Origin of the sequence: Arthrobacter sp. zg-Y750 (assembly GCF_020907365.1) — a bacterium.
Classification (GTDB): domain Bacteria; phylum Actinomycetota; class Actinomycetes; order Actinomycetales; family Micrococcaceae; genus Arthrobacter_B.
The window spans coordinates 304,946-322,589 of sequence record NZ_JAJJOC010000016.1 but is presented as its reverse complement, the minus strand read 5'-3'; the positions used below and the strand labels follow the sequence as shown (position 1 = coordinate 322,589).

Genomic DNA, 17,644 nt, shown 5'->3' with positions numbered 1-17,644 from the left:
AAGCCCGCAATTTTCGGGCGGTCCGGCCGGTAGGCTAACGTGTTGGCGTAGACCCGGGCAGCGCGTTTTGCCGCTGTCCTCTTGCCTTCTACTAGGAGCGGCCCGTCATGACGGATCTCATTGACACAACTGAGATGTATCTCAGGACCATCCTGGAGCTGGAAGAAGAGAACATTGTGGCGCTGCGGGCACGTATTGCCGAGCGGCTGAGGCACTCAGGCCCCACCGTGTCCCAGACCGTTGGCCGGATGGAGCGTGACGGCCTCGTGGTGGTGGCGGGAACCCGCCGGCTCGAACTGACGGAACTGGGCCGCCGGCGCGCTACCGAGGTGATGCGCAAACACCGGCTCGCGGAGCGGCTGCTCTCGGACGTTATCGGCCTGGACTGGGCCTACGTCCACGACGAGGCCTGCCGGTGGGAACACGTGATGAGTGAGCGCGTGGAGCGCCGGCTGTATGAGCTGCTGGGACATCCCACGGAATCCCCTTACGGCAATCCGATTCCAGGCCTCGAGGGCATCGGCGGAGAGCCGGCACCGGTCTTCCACCAGGGCGTGCATGACCTGGTCTCTGCCGTGGCTGCCGTAGAGGCAGGATCCAAGCTGACCCTCCTGCGGCTGGCCGAACCCATCCAGGTGGAGCCGGAGCTGCTGTCCCAGCTGGATGAAGCCGGGCTCCGCCCCGGTGCGGAAATCACCGCCGAAGTCGTAGGCGGTTACATTTCCGTGCGTGTCCCCGGCATCGAAGGAGCGCTTGAATTGCCGGCAGAAGTGGCCGCACATGTTTTTGTGGCACACGCCGGGTAACGGAATGGTTACTTTTGGGACATTTACCCTATAGTGAATTCCGACGTTGAAACACCATCGTTATCCGGTCTGTCCGCCGAGCCCTGCCAACGGACCGGAGCACCAAACTCGTCAGGCAGGGGCGGAGGACCCAATTTCCGGCAGTAGAACTGCCTTGGGGTGAAGCCTTCCGGAGGCCGGCGGCAAAACGTGCATAGAAGCACGCAGTGCCGGCGGTGAGCCGAGGGCCGAGTTTCTCTACTCGAATCCGACAGCTAACTTCGCAGGCGTTCCAAGAGAGGGAAACACTTGTCGAAGCATGCTGCTTCGGGGCGCCGCCGTGCGGCTGCCCCTGTTGCGCCCGCCCGCCGGCGCAGCTCCCCGCCCTCCGGGCGCAGGCGGGTTGAAACAAAAACCCTGTCCATGGGTGGAGCCGCCCAGAAGGTGGCCATCACCGCCGCCACATCAGGCCTGATCCTCACCGCTGCGCTGCCCACCTCCGCGGCCGCTGATGATCCCGTCCAGCCGCAGCCGGTTTCAGCCGACACGCCGGTCTCCGCGGATGCCAACGCGAACATCGGATTTGCCCGCGCCGGGTTGAGCAGCAGCTATGACCCGGACGCCAAGCTGGCTTCCGTCGGCGTGGCAGCAGGGTCCCATGCGGTCCCCGCGGCCGCCAAGGGCACGCTGTCCACCCCGCTGGATTCTGCGTTGGTGGAGACATCGGGATTCGGCCACCGCGTCAGCCCCATTACGGGCGCAGCCGGGGAAATGCATAACGGCCAGGATTTCGCCGCCACCTGCGGCACCGCAGTAAACGCAGCGGCTTCCGGAAAAGTGGTCTTTGCCGGCTGGCACCCCTACGGCGGCGGCAACCGCGTTGTCATTGACCACGGCAACGGGGTCGAAACCACCTATAACCACCTCTCCGCCATTTCCGTGTCGGTAGGAAGCGAAATCAAGCGCGGAAACCTGGTGGGAGCAAGCGGAACAACGGGCTCTTCCACGGGTTGCCACCTGCATTTCGAGGTCATGGTAAACGGCGAAGTAGTGGACCCACTGAACTGGTTGTAACCGCACGAATATCATTTCGTGACCGGAACGTGACATAGCGCAAATGTTGCTGTACGCTCGTCCTCGTGCCCGATTGGCCAAAGATCGGGCACCTTCGAACAGATCGCCTAGCTCTGCCACTGTTTGAAGTCCGTTCGCAGAATCGCATGGCAGAGGCGGGGGAACCAATTTCGGGTTTCGCAAGAAGCCCTTGGGGTTAAGTTGCAAATGGCCTTAGGCCTGGCAACCGGGTGACTCCCATCCGAATCCGACAGCTCACCTCGTAGGCAATTGGGAGAGGCAAACCTGTGTCATCACACGCTCATGGCCGCCGTCGCGCAGCCACCGTTCAGACCAACCCGATCACTGCACTTTCCAAGGCAGTCAGCAGCAACGCAGGCATGGTAGGCCGTCAGGCCGCCGTCGTTGTGGCAGCATCCGGCCTCGTGCTGGCTGCAGGACTCCCTGCACAGGCAGCGTCCGTCAGCATGGACCGCCAGGCACTCGAATCCACCCCGCTGAACGTTGTAGCCGGGACAGTCAAGGCTAATGCGGACGCGGACGTAAAGCTCGCGGTCATGGAAGCACCCAGCTCCACCTCCGGCGCAGACTACCGTGCACAGGTAGCAGCTGAAGAAGCCGCAGTCGCAGCAGCTGCTGAGGCTCAGGCCCAGCAGGCAGCAGCAACCCAGCGTGCCGCTGCTTCCCGTGTTGCCGCACCTGTTGCAAACGGCGCAGTACAGACCGCATCCTCCACTCCCGCAGCACCGGCCGCTGACGCCGTAGCTCCGGGCAATGTGGCCGCCGGCCTCGTGGCCTCGGCTTACAGCCAGATCGGCGTGGCACAGGATTGCACCGCCATGGTCGAGAAGGCCCTGCGCTCCGTCGGCAAGTCCGTCGGCGACCTGGCTCCCGGCCAGTTCTTCCAGTACGGCACCGTTGTTGGCAGCCCCGCTCCCGGTGACCTGGTCATCAGTGCTACCCACGTCGCCATCTACGTTGGCAACGGACAGGTCATCAGCGGCGGTCTGAACGGTATGAACACCGGTCTGCACAGCCTCTCCGACCTGCACGGCTACAGCTTCGTCCGCGTCTCCTAAGCCCTGGTCTCCGAGAACAATCATGACCTCGACAATTGAGCGCGCCCGCCACCGGGCGCCGGTTGAACGCACCAGCACGCTGAACGCCCTTGCAGGTGCGGTCAGTGCAAACGCAGGAACGGTTGGCCGCCAGGCTGCCGTTATCGCAGCTGCCTCAGGCTTGGTCCTCACCACCGGTGTGGCCGCCAATGCTTCCGGCACGGAGCCCCTGCGGGATGTCCAGACGAGCACCCTGGATCTCACGGCAGCAAAGCTCGACAAAGTGTCTGCAGAAGCTGTGCTTCACTTTGAGTTCGAAGGCATTGCGGGCACCACTCCCGCGTCGGCGCCGGCAGCCCCTGTGGTGGAAGAGGCGCAGACCGCTCTCCAGGTTCAGGAAATGCCGGCCGCAGGTGCTGCGCAGGTTGCCCGTCCGGCATCCAACACAGCTCCGGCGGCAGGGGTCAACACCGCCGCCGCACCGGCACCGCAGGGCAGCCCCTCAGGGCTGGCCGCCACCATTGCTGCAGCAGCCTACGCCCAGCTGGGCGTCAACCAGGACTGCACCATGCTGGTGACCAATGCCCTGGCGGCTGCGGGGATCAACTTCCACGGATGGCCTGCAGGCTACCTGTCCCTTGGACGGACGGTCAGCGCAGCCGAGGCCATGCCCGGTGACTTGATCTACTACGCCGACGGCGGCATGGGCCTGGCCCACATTGCCGTATACGTAGGCGGTGGCCAAGCCGTGCACGGCGGCTTCAACGGCAACAGCACCGTTGTGGCACCGGCAGAACTCGGCTCGGGCGGCGTCTACATCCGCGTAGGCGGATAACGGCTTTTCTCTCCGGCCAAAAGCTCCTCCTTCGGGGGGAGCTTTTGCCGTTAACCGTCCGGGTCCGTCCCCGGGGACGGACCCGGACGGCGGAAGAAGGCGCCAGCGCCCAGGGCAAGGTTTCGGCCCCGAAAATGGCCAAGACTGCATTCCCGTCATACTCTTGCATAGACAATCCGATGTGCCGTAAGTGTGCCGGTGTCTAGTATTCACTGGCTCATGGACGGCCGACGAAGAGGTATGTGCATGCGCACTCTCGTTCTGAATGCTGGATATGAACCGCTGGCCGTGATCACCTTCCGCCGCGCGCTGGTGCTGGTCCTGAGCGGGAAAGCGAGTGTGGTGGCGGAGAGCGGCGAGCCGGTAGTCGGGCCCTCTGAAATCCTCCCCAGACCCTCGGTTATCCTGCTCCACCGGTACGTCCGGGTCCCGTACCGGGAGGGCACCGTTGCCACCCGTCGGGGCGTGCTGCGCCGGGATAACCACGAATGCGCGTACTGCGGAAAGGCGGCAGCCACGGTGGACCATGTTGTTCCCCGTTCACGCGGCGGCGATGACAGCTGGGAGAACCTGGTTGCATGCTGCCTGCGCTGCAACAATACGAAGGGCGACAGGACGTTGGCACAGCTTGGCTGGCAGCTGCGTATTTCCCCGAAGGCGCCCCGTGGAGCGCGCTGGCAGATCCGCGAACTGGAGCGTCCGTCACCGCAATGGGACCCCTTCCTGCAGAACGACACTGCCGCCTGATGCCCGTTGTTCCGGTGTACGACGCCGTAATCCTCGCCGGCGGCCGTTCCTCCCGCCTCGGCGGCAGCCCCAAGGCACTGCTGCGTACCGGTGGGCGCACCCTGCTGGAAACCACCTTGGACGCGGTTGCCGGGGCCCGGCGTGTGGCCGTAGTGGGACCGGGCTCACTGCTGCCGCTGCTTGAGGACGCGTCCCGCGAAACCGTGCTGGTGCGGGAGGAACCGGAGTTCGGCGGCCCGGCAGCCGCTGTTGCAGCGGGGCTGGAAGCCCTGCCCGCCTCGGGTGACTGGACGCTGGTCCTGGCCTGCGATATGCCGCGAATTGCCTCCGCGGCCGGAGTCCTCCTGGATGCGGCCGGCAGCGATGATTCCGACGGCGACTCCACCCTTCTGGCCCTTGACGCTGACGGCAGGAGCCAGCCGCTGGCGGGCCTGTACCGGACCGCAGACCTTCGTCAGGCCGTCCTCGGCCATGCACCCGGCGGCCTGACGAACATGTCCATGAAGGCTCTGCTTGCTAGGGTGCAATGGAGGGGTGTTGATGTTCCCCCCATGAGTACCGCCGATGTCGACACTTGGGCGGACGCGCGGATCTTGGGCGTAAGCACCGAAGGAACCGCGTTAACAGCATCGTCCAGCGAAGCGAAGGAGCACTAATGCCAAGCCAGCAGGAACAACTCGAGGCGTGGAGCGGGAGACTGCTCAAGGCACTGGAGCTCGAGGGGACACCCGTGGATATCTCCGCCGTGCTTGACCTCGCTGCGGCCGCAGCCCACAACGTGGTGCGGCCGGCAGCGCCGTTGACCACTTTTATTGCCGGGTACGCAGCGGGACTGGCTGCCGGCAGCGGACAGGCGACCGACGCCGCGTCCATGCGTTCGGCCATGGCGGTGGCAGCCGCCGAATGCCGGGACGCAGCAGACGAAGGGGATGCGCAATGAGTGAAAAAAGCGCTCCCGTTATCCTGCCCGCACAACCCAATGCGTCTTGGGCCCAGGCCCGGCACGCGGCCTATGCCGCCGCCCGCCCGCTGCCCTACGAAACCGTTCCACTGGACGAAGCGCTGGGGCGGATCCTTGCCCTGGAGACCTCCGCGCTGCAGCCCGTCCCGCATTATGCTTCCGCCGCAATGGACGGCTGGGCCATAGCCGGGCCTCCGCCCTGGACGGTCATCACCCAGGAGGAACCGGAAGTGGAACGCTGGCAGATCCACAAGGAGTCCGGGCGGCGGGCGCTGCAGCCCGGGGAAGCCGTGAAAATCCTCACGGGCGGATTGATTCCCGAAGGCGCCGACGCCGTCCTGCGGTCCGAGAGCGGCTCTGTTTCGAACACCACGCCGCCGCGCCTGACCCGCAACGACCGGGCCCGCGAATCCGAACCGGCCGCCGGGGAGCACATCCGGCCCGCCGGGGAAGAGGCATCTGCCGGAGAGACCACCATCCCCGCAGGCAAGCTGCTCAACCCTGCCCATATTGCCCTGGCCGCCGTCTGCGGCCACGACACGCTGCCGGTGCTGCGTTCACCGCGGGTGTCCCTGCTGCTGACCGGTGATGAAGTGATTGATGCGGGGCTCCCGGAACCGGGCCAGGTCCGGGATACCTTCGGACCGCAGCTGCCGCAGCTGGTGTCCATGCTCGGCGGCAAGGTGGATGTGGTGCGCCGGCTCCCGGACCGGCTGGAGGAAGTGGTAGCAGCGCTCAGCAGCGAAGCCACGGACGAAATGTCTATTGCGATGTCCTCCGGCGACGTCCTCATCACCACCGGCGGTACCGGACGTTCCGAGGCCGACCACTTGCGCCGTGCCTTGGAAGAAGTGGAAGCCGAGCTCCTGATCGACGGGATTGCGATGCGTCCGGGCCACCCCACCATGCTCGCCCGGCTCCGGGACGGCAGGCTCCTGGTGGCCCTGCCGGGTAACCCGCTGGCAGCCATGATGGCCGTTTTTACCATCCTCCAGCCCCTCTTGGACGGACTGCGCGGCGCTCCGATTTCCCGGGAACGCCACGTGCTGGCCGGTGTGGACCTGGAACCGCTGCCCGGCCGCACCAGGCTGGTGCCGTGCAGTATCCAGGAGGACCGGGCCATGCCGTCCCCCTACTTCCGCTCCGGCATGCTGCGCGGCCTGGCCGAAGCGGACGCCGTGATGGTGGTGCCGCCCGAAGGCTGCATCAGGGACCAAGCAGTGATGGCCCTTCCCCTGCCCTGGCAGGTCAACCGGGCGCCCGCAGGATAACGTGCCGTAGGCGGGCACCCGCTGACTGCGGATCCCGCCGCGGAGGGGCAACATATAAGCAGGAAACAGGAATCAGGGAGGCATCATGGGACGGGTCACCACACGGGGACGGGTCACGAAATTCCGGCTGGACGGAAACGTCAGCCGGCGCGACGACGTCTTGGCGGGGGAGGAGCCGCTGGAGATCCGGGTGGGAGGAAAGAGTTTCACCGTCACCATGCGCACCCCCGGCGACGACTTTGACCTGGTAGCCGGTTTCCTGGTCTCGGAGGGTGTGATCTGGGAGCCCGGCCAGCTCATCAGCCTGCGCTACTGCGCGGGTGTGGATGAGGACGGCAAACAGACCTTCAACGTGGTGGATGTACAGCTGAGGCCCGGGACCCCGCTGCCGGATACCGGAATGGAACGGCACGTCTATACCTCCAGTTCCTGCGGCATCTGCGGCACGGCCTCCATCGAGGCCGTGCGCAAGTCCTCCCACTTTGATTTGGAGGGCGACGGCGTCCGGTTGCCCCTGGAGATGCTCGCGTCCCTGCCGGACCGGTTGCGCGAAGGGCAGAAGGTCTTCGACCGGACCGGCGGCGTGCACGCGGCCGGACTCTTCAGCGCCGAAGGGGAGCTGCTGTGCCTGCGTGAGGACGTGGGCCGGCACAATGCGGTGGACAAGGTGGTGGGCTGGGCCCTTCGCGCCGGGCTGCTGCCATTGCGCGGCATGGTGCTGCAGGTCTCCGGCCGGGCCTCGTTCGAACTGGTCCAGAAGGCGCAGTTGGCCGGCATCCCGGTGCTCGCCGCCGTAAGCGCACCGTCGGCGTTGTCCGTGGAATTGGCCCAGGACGCGGGGCTCACGCTGATTGGATTCAGCCGCGGCACCTCGCTCAACTGCTATTCGGCACCCGAACGGATCCTGGCCCCGGTCACCGCGGTAAGCGCCTAGCGCCCACGGTCCCGTGTCCGCCTAACCGGCCCCGGGTCCGGGTGCCGGTGCGGAGTACGCCTAACGGCCTGCGGGCAGCAGGACCGTTGCGGTGGTGCCCGAACCCACCTTCGATTCGACGCCCAGTTCCCCGCCGTGCTGCAGCACAATGTCCTGCACAATGGCCAGGCCAAGCCCGGTTCCGGGAATGGCGGCCGAGGTGGCGTTGGAAGCGCGGAAGAACCGGCGGAAGAGATTGGGCAGCTCGGCTTCGGGGATGCCGATTCCGGTATCCGTGATCTGCACTCGGACGCTCGGCCCGGCGCCCTCGGCACGCACCAGCTCTGCCCGGACCAGGACGGATCCGCCAGCGGGGGTGAACTTCACGGCATTGGAGCAGAGGTTGGTGAAAACCTGCTCCAAGGCAGCGCTGTCACCGTCCACACAGAGCGGATCCGGGCCGAGCTCCAAGCGCAGATCCAGGTTGTTCGCGCCGGCCGCAGGGGCCAGGGACGCCGCAACCGCCTGGAGCAGCTCATGAAGGTCCACCTCTTCAACATCCAGGGTGCCCTCGTCGGCATCCTGGCGGGAGATGGTGAGCAGGTCGGTAATCAACTGGTTGAGCCGCACCGCGTTGCGGCCTACGATCTTCAGCATTTCCGCGACGTCGGCGGGGATGTCGCCGCCGGAGCCGTCCAGGATGAGGTCGAGGTATCCGGTGATGGAGGTCAGCGGGGTCCGCAGCTCATGGTTGACGGTGGCCACGAAATCCGTTTTCGCCTGGTCCAGTTCCCGCAGGCGTTTGAGCACCATCCGCTGCGCGGTGATCAGGTTTCCCTGCACCAGCCCGTGGGCAAGGTTTCCGCTGGCATGCTGGATCAGGGAGGTTTCAGTGCTGGTCCAGTCCCGGGGGCCGCGTTCACCGGCAAGCCACACCAAACCGAAGGCCTTATCCCCGTGGCCCAGCGGCACAATCATGGACGTCCCGAGCCCGGCGGCCAATGACGCCGGGCTCAGCGGGACCGGCTCGTCGCCGGCCGGCTGGCGATGGTCTTCGACGGCGAGTCCGCGGCCCCGTACCCACAGCTTTTCCGCAAGCTCGACGGCGGTGGATCCCGCCAGTGCTGGAATGGAACCGGTGGCTCCCTCACGGCTCCAGGACAGTGCCAGCTCGGGAACGCGCTCGTCCGGGAACGTCATCAGGAAGACATGGTCCGCTTGGAAGGTCTCGCCGAGTCCGTGGACCACTACTTCCGACATCTGCTGCGGATCATTGGTGGCACGGATGGACGCGGAAATGCGGCGGGTGTCCTCGCGCAGCCGGGCTGCAGTCATCCGGCGGCCCCGGCGCGCCTCGGCGGTCGCCAGCATAAGGTCCACCCGGCGGGTCAGGTCATCGGGGTCTACCGGACTGGCGACAAAGTCCGCAATTCCCAGTTCGACCATAAGGTCTATGTCGAGGCCGGCTTCGTCCGCCACCAGGATCACCGGCAGCTTGGTCAAGGCCGGTACTTCATGGCGCAGGCGCTTAAGCAGGTCCATTCCAGCGATCCGGCGGACACTGGAATCGACAACGGCGAGTACCGGTTCGGCAGCCCGTGCGGAAGCAACGGCCCCGTCCAAGTCCCGGACGGCAACAGGTTCCAGCCCCGCGGCGGCGAGGATTCCGGCGGTCACCGAGAACACGTCTGGCCGCTGCACGGCCACCAGCGCGGTACAGCGGCGTGCGGCGCCGTCCGTGGGGACAGCCCCGGGGGCCGCCTCCGGCACGGAAGCGTCCAAGGTGGGTACGCCCTCCGTGGGGGCAGCAGGGGGTTTCAGTGCCGGAGACATAGCGGCCTTTCGTAGGTGCCCGGTTCAGCACGGGGGCAGCGTTTCGAAGTGTATCAGCGCACGGCGCCAATTCCGTGACATGTTTCACGCTGTGGAAAGGAAAGTCGCCGGCGGTTTCAGCCCCTGGCGATCGGCCGGGCCGGAGCGGGACAGGGGCTTAAGCTGGAACGTGCATACAACGGAGGAAAACACATGAGTATGGAAGGCGCAGCCTGGAGCTCGCTTCACAAAATCTCGCGCGGCAGCGGAAATGACCGGAAGATCTCCCGGGAAACCCTGAAGCGGATCATCCGTTTCGCCGCTCCCTACCGTTTCCGGCTGCTGGGCTTTGTCCTGCTGTCGGTGGTCGGGGCATTCCTTGCCGTGGCCACGCCTGTACTGGCCGGCGAGGTGGTCAACTCCATCGTGGCCGGGACCGCTCCCGGCGTGGTGGTTCGGCTGGCCCTGCTGATCGCCGTCGTCGCCGTTGCCGACGCCGCCGTCTCCCTCGCCACCCGGTGGTTCTCCTCGCGCATTGGTGAAAGCGTCATCCTGGACCTGCGGACCGCGGTGTTCGACCACGTGCAGAAAATGCCGGTGGCGTTCTTCACGCGTACCCGCACCGGCGCCCTGGTCAGCCGGTTGAACAATGACGTCATTGGCGCCCAGCAGGCCTTCAGCGGCACCCTCTCCGGAGTGGTGAGCAACGTCGTCGCCCTGGTGCTGACCCTGATCGTGATGCTCGGGACGTCCTGGCAGGTGACTGTGCTGGCCATGCTGCTGCTGCCGGTGTTCCTGCTGCCGGCCCGGCGGATGGGAGGACGGCTGGCCGCCCTGCGGCGCGAAGCCGCCAACCACAATGCCTCGATGGGCACCCAGATGACCGAGCGGTTCTCCGCCCCCGGTGCCACCCTGATCAAGCTGTTCGGCCGGCCCGACGCCGAATCCCGGGAATTCGCCCTGCGCGCGTCCCGGGTCCGCGATATTGGCGTCAAGACCGCCATGATGCAGTCGGTCTTCGTGACCGCCCTGACCCTGGTTTCTGCCCTGGCGCTGGCCCTGGTTTACGGGCTGGGCGGCTATCTGGCCCTGCAGGGAAGCCTGAACACGGGCGACGTCGTCACCCTGGCCCTGCTGTTGACCCGCCTGTACGCGCCGCTGACCTCCCTGGCCAATGCCCGCGTCGAGGTTATGAGCGCGGTGGTGAGTTTCGAGCGGGTCTTCGAGATCCTCGACCTGCGCCCCCTCATCCGGGAAAAGGACAGCCCCGCCCCGGTGCCCGCCGGTCCGCTGAGCGTGGAGTTCGACGACGTGCGCTTCGCGTACCCCACCGCGGACAAGGTTTCCCTGGCCTCGCTGGAGGACGTGGCCGTTTTGGACACACGCGGCGGCGAGGAAGTCCTGCACGGGATATCTTTCCGGGTGGACCCGGGCCAGACGGTAGCCCTGGTAGGCACTTCCGGCGCCGGCAAATCCACCATTGCGCAGTTGCTCTCCCGGCTTTACGACGTCGACTCGGGTGCTGTGCGCTTCTCCGGCACCGACGTCCGTGACCTGAGCTTTGCCGGCATCCGGCAGGCCCTGGGCATGGTCACGCAGGACGGGCACCTGTTCCACGAAACCATCCGGGCCAACCTGCTCCTGGCGAACCCCGGGGCCAGCGACGAAGAGGTCTGGGACGCACTGCGCCGGGCCCGGCTCGAGGACATGGTGCGCTCCCTGCCGGACGGGCTGGAGACCATGGTGGGGGAGCGCGGGTACCGGCTTTCCGGCGGTGAACGCCAGCGCATGACCATTGCACGGCTGCTGCTGGCACAACCGCGCATCGTCATCCTGGATGAGGCGACGGCGGCCCTGGACTCGACGTCCGAGGCCGCGGTCCAGGCCGCCCTGGGGGAGGCCCTGCAGGGCCGGACCGCCGTCGTTATTGCGCACCGGCTCTCCACCATCCGCAACGCGGACCGCATCCTGGTGATTGAGGACGGACGGATTGCGGAGCAGGGCACGCACTCGCAGCTGCTGGCACAGGGAGGACGTTACGCGGAGCTCTACAACACACAGTTCGCAGCAGATCCGGCAGCGGAAAGCGATACCGCCGCCAGGTCCTAGGCCGGGCCTACCGCAGGGTGTCCATCCCGCTGCGGACCTCCCGGTAGTAGTCCTGCAGCTTCAGTTCCGCGGCGGCGTCGGGGTCCAGGACAAACGTGGCGTGCGGGTGCATCTGCAGCACGGAGGCGGGGCACATGCTGGACAGCGGGCCCTCCACCGCGTCCGCAACGGCCCGAGCCTTCGCCTTCCCCTGCGCCACCAGCAGCACCTTCCGCGCTTCACCGATGGTACCCAGTCCCTGGGTGAGGCACAGGGCGGGCACCTGCGATGCGTCGGCGAAGAAACGGGCGTTGTCCCGCCGGGTGGCGGACATGAGGGTTTTGACCCGGGTGCGGGACGCCAGCGACGACGTGGGCTCGTTGAAGCCGATGTGCCCGTTCCGGCCAATGCCCAGGATCTGCAGGTCAATACCGCCGGCTGCACGGATGGCGGCCTCGAAATCCGCGCAGGCGGCAGCCAGATCCGCGGCCGTACCGTTCGGCACGTGCACGTTGGCAGGGTCCAGGCCCAGCCGTTCGGTGACCTCGCGGTGGATCACTGAGGCGTAACTCTCCGGGTGCTGCGGGTCCAGGCCCACGTATTCGTCCAGGGCAAAGGCCTGCAGCGCGGACAGTTGCGGGCTGCGGTGCCGCTCCAGGACTTCGTAGATCGCCAGCGGAGAGGATCCGGTGGCGACGCCCAGGGTGCGGAGCTGCCCGGCCGCCACACCGCGCAGGATTTCCTGCGCCGCGAAATCCCCCACCTCGGCAGGACTGTCAAGGATCACTACATGCATTGTCAGCTCCCTGCCCGCTGGGCGGACCCGGTGACCGTTTTGGCCGGCCCCACAATAACCCGGGTTCCGCGGCTTTCGAACTCCGCTTTCTCGCCCTCGGTGATACCGCTGTCGGTGATCAGGTTGCTGAAGACGTAGCCGCTCAGCGTCGCGAAGCTCCGGGTGCCGATTTTGGAGGAGTCGGCCACGATGTAGGTTTCGGAGGCCCGCTGCGACATCAGCGAATTCACTGCAGCCTCCCCTTCATCGCTGACTGTGGGGCCTACCTCGGCGTCGAGCCCGTTGACCCCCACAAAGGCCAGGTCCAGGGCTACGCGCTGAAGGATCACATCGGTGTAGGGCCCCACCAGCTCATAGGATCTCGGGTTCACGACGCCGCCGGTCACCATAACGCGGATATTCGGCCGGACCACCAGTTGCACGGCGATGTTAATGGCATTGGTGACAACCGTGAGCGTGGGTTTGCTGGACGGTTCCATCAGGTCCCGGCGCATGCCCAGGGCCTGGGCAATGGCCGTGCTGGTGGTTCCGCCGCAAAGTCCGATCACCGCGCCTTTGGGCACCAGCGCACTGGCGGCCTGCGCGATGGCCTGCTTTTGCGCAGTGTGGTCATCGCGGGTGTACCGGGTCGGCAGGTCATAGGCCACTGCCTCCATGGTGGCACCCCCGCGGGTCCGGGTGAGGAGCCGCTGGGCGGCAAGGGTATCCAGGTCCCGCCGGGCGGTGGCGGGGGATACCTTCAGCTCGGCCATGACGTCCTCAACCTGCACGTGGCCGCGCGCAGCCAGGAGGTCGAGGATGGAGTTGAGCCGCTCAGTCTTTTCCATGGGTGACAGCCTTTTCCGCGTTCGCGCTCAGCGCGAAGAGGGACAGCAAACGGCTTGCTTCGGGGGCGAGCGCCCGGCGGCCTGCGGAGAAGTACTTCCTGGAGTCGACCAGGTCCGGGTCGGTTCCAAGCGACTGGCGCACGGCGCGGGTGAAGAAGCCGTTCAGGTGCGTGGAAACGTTAATCTTAGTCATCCCGGCGGTGATGGCGGCAGCCAGCATGGCATCTGCAACCCCGGAGGAACCATGCAGGACCAGGGGGATGGGCAGGGCCGAGTGCAGTTCCGCGATGAGGTCCAGGTCCAGTGCGGCAGTGCGCTGCGCCATGGCATGCGAGGAACCTACGGCAACGGCCAGCGCGTCGACGCCGGTGGACATCACAAAGTCCGCTGCTTCGAAGGGATCCGTCCGTACCCCGGGAGCGTGTGCACCGTCCTTGCCTCCTATCTTCCCCAGCTCGGCCTCCACAAACACGCCCAGCGGCTCGGCATGCTTAACCACCCGTGCCGTGGCCGCCACGTTCTCGCTGTACGGCAGGTGCGCGCCGTCGTACATCACCGAGCCGAAGCCGAGCCGGACCGCCTGGTGCACCAGGTCCTCATCCTGCGCGTGGTCCAGATGCAGGGCAACGGGCACGGCTGCGGCCGAGGCCACGGACAGGCATGCTGCCGCCAGCGGTTCAAGGGCGCCGTGGTAGGAGGCGCAGTTCTCCGAAATCTGCAGTATCACCGGCAGCCCTGCCGCTTCGGCGCCCTCGACAATGGCTTCCGCCGTCTCCAGGTGCAGGACATTGAAGCTGCCGATGCCGTTCCCTGCGGCAAAAGCGTCCGCCACGAGTGCCCGGGTTGGTGTAAGACCCATCAGTTTTCCTCCAGTACAGCGGATGCGGTGCGGTCATGATGCAAGGTGATGGTGATCTGCTCCTGCAGGGAGCGGTAGCTGGACGGGATTTCACCGGCCGCCGGCATCAGCACGGCGGCGGAGGAACAGGCGGCCGCCAGGCGGAGCATGCGGGCGGTGTCCCGGCTGCCGGCGGCCAGAGTCACCGCGACGGCGGCCACCGCCGCATCGCCTGCGCCGGTGGGGTTGCCGGCCAGGGTCCGTCCCAGCCGGGCGTGCAAGTAGTGGTCCGGATCCGTTGCGGAAAACGCGAGCAGTCCAGCCTCCCCGCAGCTGAGGAAAACCGTCCGCGCGCCGGCGTCGAGCAGGGAACGCGCCGCCCGGCGCAGGTCTTCTTCGCCGGTGGCTTCCCTCAGCTCGTGCTGGTTGGGTTTGAGTGCGAAGGCACCAGCCTCGGCCGCCCGCACCAGGTCCGCGCCCGAGGCGTCGATGATGCAGGGGATGTCCAGGCCGGCCGCGGCGTGGACCAGATCCGGGTAGAACCCGGCAGGGGCCCCCGGCGGGAGGCTGCCTGAGCCCACCACCACGCTTGCCCCGGACATGGCGGCGTCCACCTGGCGTTCAAGTTCCTGCCACTGGGCGGAGGCGAGGGGCAGCCCGGTTTCGTTGAAGATGCTGGTGAGGCCCGAGGTGCTGTCCACGAACGCCATGGTCCGCCGCGTTGCCGCGGTGACCGGCACCAGCCGGTGCGGGATTCCGCTGCCGAGGAGGTCCTCACGGCAGCGCTCGCCGGTCAGCCCGCCGCAGGTGGCAACGGCCAGCACCGGCGCGCCGAGCTGGTGCGCCACCCGTGCAACATTGAGGCCTTTGCCGCCGGCCCGGACCAGGGGAGGGGAAACCCGGTGGCTGCCGCCCGGGGTGAAGGCCGAAACAGTATAGGTCTCGTCCAGGGCGGGATTGGCGGTCACGGTCAGGACACCGCCTGCGCGGCCCCACCCGTTCACGCCGGTTCCCCCAGCATCCCCCGTGCATGCAGCGCCGCGCCCATAAGCCCGGCATCCTGTCCGAGGGTGGACACCCGGATGTCCGGGCGGCGGTGGAAAGACAACCGTGAGTCCAGAGCCCGGACCAGGGGCCCGGTTAATTCGTCTCCGGCCTGGGACAGTCCGCCGCCCAGGATCACTGCCTCGGTCCCCAGCACCGCGGCCAGCTGGCAGATTCCCTCGGCCAGGGCTGCCACCGCCTGGTCCCACACCTCCCGGGCTGCCGGCTCCCCGGCCCGGGCTGCCCTGAGCACCGCTTCCGCACCGGTTGCCCGATTGCCCGTTCGTTCGTTGTAGCGCCGGACGATGGCACCGGCCGAGCCCACCGTTTCCAGGCACCCGTAGGCCCCGCACGCGCACTGCGTACCCGACGGGACAGGTGAGTGGCCTATTTCCCCGGCAAAACCGCCTGCACGTACCCTGCGTCCGTCACAGAACACCGCTCCGGCAATCCCCGTGCCGATGATCAGGACCACTGCATCCCGCAGCCCGCGTCCGGCACCGAGGTGCATTTCCGCCTCACCGGCTAGGCCGACGTCGTGCCCGAACGCTACCGGCAGCATGCCGTTCTCCTCGCGCAGCCGCCGGGCAAACGGGAAGTTCCGCCACCCGAGGTTCGCCGCAACAATGCCGATCCCGGCCTGCTCATCCACGAGGCCGGGCACCACAAAGCCAAGGGCCCGCACCGATGCCTGCGGGAACTCGCGCACGTACCGGCGGGCCAGCCCGGATACTTCGCGGATTATCGCCTCGCCGGGGCTCGCTGCGTCCCGGGGCGTGGGGACCCGCTGCAGGGAGTGGAACACGCCGTCGTTGTCCTGGAGGGCGGCCTTGATATCTGTCCCGCCCACATCGAAGGCCAGGACGGATTCCCCGAAGGAATGCCGGCTCGGCGGGAGATGGGACATGGTGCTCCTAGGTGTGTGACTGGCCCGGCAACTACGGAAAGTCCCTCAATGATGGACTTTGATTGGTATGCGTGTCTATAGATCAATAAAAATCATGCACTTCGACCCCGCTGGAGGCCCAAGTTGACCCTGCAACCGCGGGACAGGGGTAACTCGAGCAGTAAATATCCCGCAGAAGGGGTTGACTGCGCGCCCGGAGAGGGCAATTATTTCCTGCAACAGGCTGACGGAGCCTGATTGATAGTCCTGCATACTTATCAACTTCCATCACACCTACTTCAGCATTACCTTCCCCAGCACGTTCCTCCCCGCCGCGGAATGCGGCCCGCTACTATCCGGTTTCCCGCCCTCGGCACCCTCGGCACCGGGCGGGAACCAATTGAAAGAGGACCCAATGAAGAGCACACTTCGAATTGGCCTGGTGGCGCTGGCAGCCTCCGGAGCACTGGCCGTTTCCTCCTGCGGTTTCGGGGGCAGCGGTTCCGACGGTGACGGCGACGCAAGTTCCATCGACCTGCTGGTGCCGAGCTACTCGGACGGCACCAAGGCGCTGTGGGAGGGCGTCATCGAGGATTTTGAAGCCGCCAATGAAGGGATCACGGTCAACCTGCAGGTTGAGTCGTGGGAAAACCTCGAATCGGTGCTGCAGACCAAGATCCAGTCCGGCGAAGCTCCGGACATCTACAACGGCGGAGCGTTTTCGGCTTTTGCCGATGAGGGACTGCTCTACCCGGCAGAGGACGTGGCGTCCGACGAAACCATCAGCGACTTCCAGGACTCGTTTGCGGCCAATGAGACGCTGGACGGCACGCAGTACGGATTCCCGCTCATTGCCTCGGTGCGCGCCCTTTTCTACAACAAGGACCTGTTCCAGGCTGCGGGTGTGGCCGAGCCTCCGACCACCTGGGATGAACTGTATGCAGCTGCGCAGAAAATCTCGGCTACCGGGACCCCCGGCTACGGCATGCCGCTGGGCTCCGAGGAAGCACAGGGTGAAAGCCTGATTTGGTTTGCTGGCAACGGCGGAGATTTCGGCGACGAATCCGCCATAGCCGTGGACACCCCGGAGAACCTCGAGGCCGCCGAATTCATGAAGAAAATGATTGCCGGGGGCGTGACCCAGCCGGATCCGGGAGCCACGCAGCGTACCCCCATGATCAACGTGTTCGCACAGGGCAAGATCGGCATGGTCTACGCCCTGCCCCAGACAGTAGGCCAGATTGCCGAGGACAACCCGGACCTGAACTACGGCATAGCCAGTGTTCCCACCCGCACCGGCGAGCCCTCCACCTTGGGCGTAGCGGACCGGCTGATGGCCTTCAAGAACGACGAGGATAAGCAGGAAGCCATCACCGCATTCATGGACTTCTTCTACGCCGAGGACAACTACGTGGACTGGGTCCAGACCGAAGGGTTCCTGCCGACTACCAAGAGCGGCTCCAAGGCGATGGCCTCGGATGAGGACCTGTCGACCTTCCTGGACATGCTCCCCAGCGCCAAGTTCTACCCCACTACCAACCCGGCCTGGAACACCACGGACGGCGCCTTCAAGTCGCTGATGGGCCAGCTTGAAGACCAGGAGCCCAAGGCAGTCCTGGAGCAGATCCAGTCCAAGGCTGACGCAGCCTGATCCGCCCGGGGCCGCTGCCCGGCGCAGGCGGCGGCCCCACCAGTCCCAGAACAGGTTG

General features: G+C 66.4%; 17 protein-coding genes and 2 riboswitches. Of the genes, 11 read left to right on the top strand and 6 right to left on the bottom strand.

Going from position 1 to position 17,644, the window contains the following annotated elements; translation table 11 throughout:
• The first annotated feature begins 107 nt into the window (after nucleotides 1-107).
• The 9 genes from LOC57_RS12370 to fdhD all read left to right on the top strand — a co-directional run bounded on the left by LOC57_RS12370 (nucleotide 108) and on the right by fdhD (nucleotide 7,665).
• Nucleotides 108-806 (top strand): metal-dependent transcriptional regulator, encoded by a 699-nt coding sequence (locus LOC57_RS12370; RefSeq protein ID WP_227913514.1) that lies wholly within the window; start codon nucleotides 108-110, stop codon nucleotides 804-806.
• A gap of 90 nt (nucleotides 807-896) precedes the next feature.
• Nucleotides 897-1,091, top strand: a riboswitch (cyclic di-AMP (ydaO/yuaA leader).
• A 3-nt stretch (nucleotides 1,092-1,094) separates the two neighbouring features.
• Complete coding sequence (locus tag LOC57_RS12365; protein WP_442860177.1) at nucleotides 1,095-1,859, top strand: M23 family metallopeptidase; 765 nt, start codon at nucleotides 1,095-1,097, stop codon at nucleotides 1,857-1,859.
• A gap of 125 nt (nucleotides 1,860-1,984) precedes the next feature.
• Nucleotides 1,985-2,143, top strand: a riboswitch (cyclic di-AMP (ydaO/yuaA leader).
• A 3-nt stretch (nucleotides 2,144-2,146) separates the two neighbouring features.
• Nucleotides 2,147-2,938, top strand: coding sequence for an NlpC/P60 family protein (locus LOC57_RS12360; protein ID WP_227913512.1), 792 nt, complete (start codon nucleotides 2,147-2,149; stop codon nucleotides 2,936-2,938).
• A 22-nt stretch (nucleotides 2,939-2,960) separates the two neighbouring features.
• Nucleotides 2,961-3,752 carry an NlpC/P60 family protein gene (locus LOC57_RS12355; protein ID WP_229960052.1) on the top strand — a complete coding sequence of 264 codons (792 nt, stop codon included), beginning with the start codon at nucleotides 2,961-2,963 and terminating at the stop codon, nucleotides 3,750-3,752.
• A 246-nt stretch (nucleotides 3,753-3,998) separates the two neighbouring features.
• Nucleotides 3,999-4,499, top strand: coding sequence for an HNH endonuclease (locus tag LOC57_RS12350; RefSeq protein WP_227913510.1), 501 nt, complete (start codon nucleotides 3,999-4,001; stop codon nucleotides 4,497-4,499).
• Nucleotides 4,499-5,155: a molybdenum cofactor guanylyltransferase gene (mobA, locus tag LOC57_RS12345; protein WP_229960050.1), complete on the top strand. Its 657-nt coding sequence runs from the start codon at nucleotides 4,499-4,501 to the stop codon at nucleotides 5,153-5,155. The genes LOC57_RS12350 and mobA overlap by 1 nt, the downstream gene beginning before the upstream one ends.
• Nucleotides 5,155-5,439 (top strand): DUF6457 domain-containing protein, encoded by a 285-nt coding sequence (locus tag LOC57_RS12340; protein ID WP_229960048.1) that lies wholly within the window; start codon nucleotides 5,155-5,157, stop codon nucleotides 5,437-5,439. The genes mobA and LOC57_RS12340 overlap by 1 nt, the downstream gene beginning before the upstream one ends.
• Nucleotides 5,436-6,731, top strand: a complete 1,296-nt coding sequence (locus LOC57_RS12335) for a molybdopterin molybdotransferase MoeA (protein WP_227913507.1) — start codon at nucleotides 5,436-5,438, stop codon at nucleotides 6,729-6,731. Before LOC57_RS12340 ends, LOC57_RS12335 begins: the two co-directional genes overlap by 4 nt.
• A gap of 85 nt (nucleotides 6,732-6,816) precedes the next feature.
• Nucleotides 6,817-7,665 carry a formate dehydrogenase accessory sulfurtransferase FdhD gene (fdhD, locus tag LOC57_RS12330; RefSeq protein WP_229960046.1) on the top strand — a complete coding sequence of 283 codons (849 nt, stop codon included), beginning with the start codon at nucleotides 6,817-6,819 and terminating at the stop codon, nucleotides 7,663-7,665.
• A gap of 60 nt (nucleotides 7,666-7,725) precedes the next feature.
• Here the strand turns inward: fdhD and LOC57_RS12325 are convergent, their stop codons facing one another.
• Nucleotides 7,726-9,477 (bottom strand): sensor histidine kinase, encoded by a 1,752-nt coding sequence (locus LOC57_RS12325; RefSeq protein WP_229960044.1) that lies wholly within the window; start codon nucleotides 9,475-9,477, stop codon nucleotides 7,726-7,728.
• Between the two features lie 192 nt (nucleotides 9,478-9,669).
• Here LOC57_RS12325 and LOC57_RS12320 point away from each other — a divergent pair, with 192 nt between their 5' ends.
• Entirely contained in the window at nucleotides 9,670-11,565 is a 1,896-nt protein-coding gene (locus LOC57_RS12320) for an ABC transporter ATP-binding protein (RefSeq protein ID WP_227913504.1), read from the top strand.
• A 7-nt stretch (nucleotides 11,566-11,572) separates the two neighbouring features.
• Here LOC57_RS12320 and nagB read toward each other — a convergent pair whose 3' ends face one another.
• From nagB to LOC57_RS12295, 5 genes are read right to left on the bottom strand one after another with little or no spacing between them, the layout of a single operon-like run.
• A complete protein-coding gene (gene nagB, locus LOC57_RS12315) occupies nucleotides 11,573-12,340 on the bottom strand; it encodes a glucosamine-6-phosphate deaminase (protein WP_229960042.1) in 768 nt (255 codons plus the stop codon).
• Between the two features lie 2 nt (nucleotides 12,341-12,342).
• Nucleotides 12,343-13,167 (bottom strand): DeoR/GlpR family DNA-binding transcription regulator, encoded by an 825-nt coding sequence (locus LOC57_RS12310; RefSeq protein ID WP_229960040.1) that lies wholly within the window; start codon nucleotides 13,165-13,167, stop codon nucleotides 12,343-12,345.
• Entirely contained in the window at nucleotides 13,154-14,026 is an 873-nt protein-coding gene (locus tag LOC57_RS12305) for a class II fructose-bisphosphate aldolase (protein WP_229960038.1), read from the bottom strand. Before LOC57_RS12305 ends, LOC57_RS12310 begins: the two co-directional genes overlap by 14 nt.
• On the bottom strand, nucleotides 14,026-15,009 hold the full coding sequence (locus LOC57_RS12300; RefSeq protein ID WP_229960036.1) for a 1-phosphofructokinase family hexose kinase: 984 nt from the start codon (nucleotides 15,007-15,009) through the stop codon (nucleotides 14,026-14,028). The genes LOC57_RS12305 and LOC57_RS12300 overlap by 1 nt, the downstream gene beginning before the upstream one ends.
• Nucleotides 15,006-15,956 (bottom strand): ROK family protein, encoded by a 951-nt coding sequence (locus LOC57_RS12295; protein ID WP_229960035.1) that lies wholly within the window; start codon nucleotides 15,954-15,956, stop codon nucleotides 15,006-15,008. The genes LOC57_RS12300 and LOC57_RS12295 overlap by 4 nt, the downstream gene beginning before the upstream one ends.
• A gap of 394 nt (nucleotides 15,957-16,350) precedes the next feature.
• On the opposite strand from LOC57_RS12295, the gene LOC57_RS12290 reads away from it, so the two are divergent.
• Nucleotides 16,351-17,586: an extracellular solute-binding protein gene (locus LOC57_RS12290; RefSeq protein ID WP_229960033.1), complete on the top strand. Its 1,236-nt coding sequence runs from the start codon at nucleotides 16,351-16,353 to the stop codon at nucleotides 17,584-17,586.
• Nucleotides 17,587-17,644: the final 58 nt, after the last annotated feature.

Excerpts from the sequence above, each read along its gene's own strand:
- LOC57_RS12310 (WP_229960040.1), bottom strand. The coding sequence starts at position 13,167 with ATGGAAAAGACTGAGCGGCTCAACTCCATCCTCGACCTCCTGGCTGCG.
- LOC57_RS12350 (WP_227913510.1), top strand. The coding sequence starts at position 3,999 with ATGCGCACTCTCGTTCTGAATGCTGGATATGAACCGCTGGCCGTGATC.
- LOC57_RS12290 (WP_229960033.1), top strand. The coding sequence starts at position 16,351 with ATGAAGAGCACACTTCGAATTGGCCTGGTGGCGCTGGCAGCCTCCGGA.
- LOC57_RS12320 (WP_227913504.1), top strand. The coding sequence starts at position 9,670 with ATGAGTATGGAAGGCGCAGCCTGGAGCTCGCTTCACAAAATCTCGCGC.
- LOC57_RS12340 (WP_229960048.1), top strand. The coding sequence starts at position 5,155 with ATGCCAAGCCAGCAGGAACAACTCGAGGCGTGGAGCGGGAGACTGCTC.
- LOC57_RS12325 (WP_229960044.1), bottom strand. The coding sequence starts at position 9,477 with ATGTCTCCGGCACTGAAACCCCCTGCTGCCCCCACGGAGGGCGTACCC.
- fdhD (WP_229960046.1), top strand. The coding sequence starts at position 6,817 with ATGGGACGGGTCACCACACGGGGACGGGTCACGAAATTCCGGCTGGAC.
- LOC57_RS12355 (WP_229960052.1), top strand. The coding sequence starts at position 2,961 with ATGACCTCGACAATTGAGCGCGCCCGCCACCGGGCGCCGGTTGAACGC.
- mobA (WP_229960050.1), top strand. The coding sequence starts at position 4,499 with ATGCCCGTTGTTCCGGTGTACGACGCCGTAATCCTCGCCGGCGGCCGT.
- LOC57_RS12370 (WP_227913514.1), top strand. The coding sequence starts at position 108 with ATGACGGATCTCATTGACACAACTGAGATGTATCTCAGGACCATCCTG.
- nagB (WP_229960042.1), bottom strand. The coding sequence starts at position 12,340 with ATGCATGTAGTGATCCTTGACAGTCCTGCCGAGGTGGGGGATTTCGCG.
- LOC57_RS12305 (WP_229960038.1), bottom strand. The coding sequence starts at position 14,026 with ATGGGTCTTACACCAACCCGGGCACTCGTGGCGGACGCTTTTGCCGCA.
- LOC57_RS12335 (WP_227913507.1), top strand. The coding sequence starts at position 5,436 with ATGAGTGAAAAAAGCGCTCCCGTTATCCTGCCCGCACAACCCAATGCG.
- LOC57_RS12295 (WP_229960035.1), bottom strand. The coding sequence starts at position 15,956 with ATGTCCCATCTCCCGCCGAGCCGGCATTCCTTCGGGGAATCCGTCCTG.